We start from the raw sequence: 1,300 nt of genomic DNA, 5'->3' as shown, positions 1-1,300 counted from the left end.
TGCGTGTCTCGGTGCTCAACATCGAGGCGGCGCGCGCGCAGTACCAGATCACGCGCGCCGAACTGCTGCCGACGCTCGGCGGCACCGGTACGGGTTCGATCCAGCGGTTGCCGGCCGGCGTGTCGACCACCGGCGCTCCGCTGATTACGCGCGACTACAACGTCGGCCTGTCGGCGTCGTGGGAACTGGACCTGTTCGGCCGGATCCAGAGCCTGAAGGATCAGGCGCTGGCGCAGTACCTGTCGACGGCACAGGCCCGCAAGGCGCAGGAAATCTCGCTCGTCTCGCAGGTGGCCGATCAGTATCTGACGCTGCAATCGACCGACGATCTGCTGAAGGTCACGGAAGACACGCTGAAGAACGCGCAATCGTCCTACAACCTGACGAAGCTGCAGTTCGACAACGGCACCGGTTCGGAGCTGGACCTGCGCCAGGCGCAGACGGTGGTCGAGCAGGCGCTGGCCAATCAGCAGGCGCAAGCCCGGGCACGCGCGCAAGCCGTGAACGCGCTGGTGCTGCTGGTCGGCGAGCCGCTGCCCGACGATCTGCCGGCCGGCCTGCCGCTGGACAACCAGAACCTGCTGACGGATATTCCGGCCGGTTTGCCGTCGGATCTGCTGACGCGCCGCCCCGACATCATGGAGGCCGAGCAGACATTGCGCGCGGCCAACGCGAACATCGGCGCGGCCCGTGCGGCGTTCTTCCCGAAGATCTCGCTGACGGCCGCGTTCGGCACGGCGAGCCCGACGCTGGGCGGCCTGTTCAAGGCCGGCACGGCGGCGTGGTCGTTCGCGCCGAACATCGCGCTGCCGATCTTCGAGGGCGGCTCGAACATCGCGAACCTCGATTTGGCGCATGTGCAGAAGCGCATCGAGATCGCGAACTACGAGAAGGCGATCCAGTCGGCGTTCCGCGAAGTGTCGGACGGCCTGGCGGCACGCGGCACCTACGATCAGCAGATCGCGGCGCTGGCGCGCAACGAGGAGGCGCAGCAGCGCCGTTACGATCTGTCCGACCTGCGCTACCGCAACGGTGTGGACAGCTATCTGACGGTGCTGACGGCGCAAACCGACCTGTACACGGCGCAAACCACGCTGATCTCGGCGCGCCTGGCGCGCTGGACCAACCTGGTGGATCTGTACCGCGCGCTGGGCGGCGGCTGGATCGAGCAGACCGGCGATCAGCCGCGCGAAGCCGATGCACCGGTGGACTACAGCAAGCAGGCGGCGCCCGCCGCACCGGCCTCGCAAGCCACGGCAGGCTGAACGCGGCGCCTGGCGTCCCGATCCGCTCGCTTGCA

1 protein-coding gene is annotated in these 1,300 nt (G+C 68.1%); it reads left to right on the top strand.

Translation table 11 applies throughout. From position 1 onward, the window contains the following. Positions 1 to 1,265: efflux transporter outer membrane subunit (locus ACYP33_RS13340; protein WP_459622238.1), on the top strand; the 1,265-nt coding region annotated here is incomplete at its 5' end. Between the last annotated feature and the right edge of the window lie 35 nt (positions 1,266 to 1,300).

It is taken from the genome of Burkholderia sp. 3C, assembly GCF_054589155.1.
The sequence above is the reverse complement of the archived record's forward strand: the minus strand, read 5'-3'. Positions and strand labels throughout refer to the sequence as shown.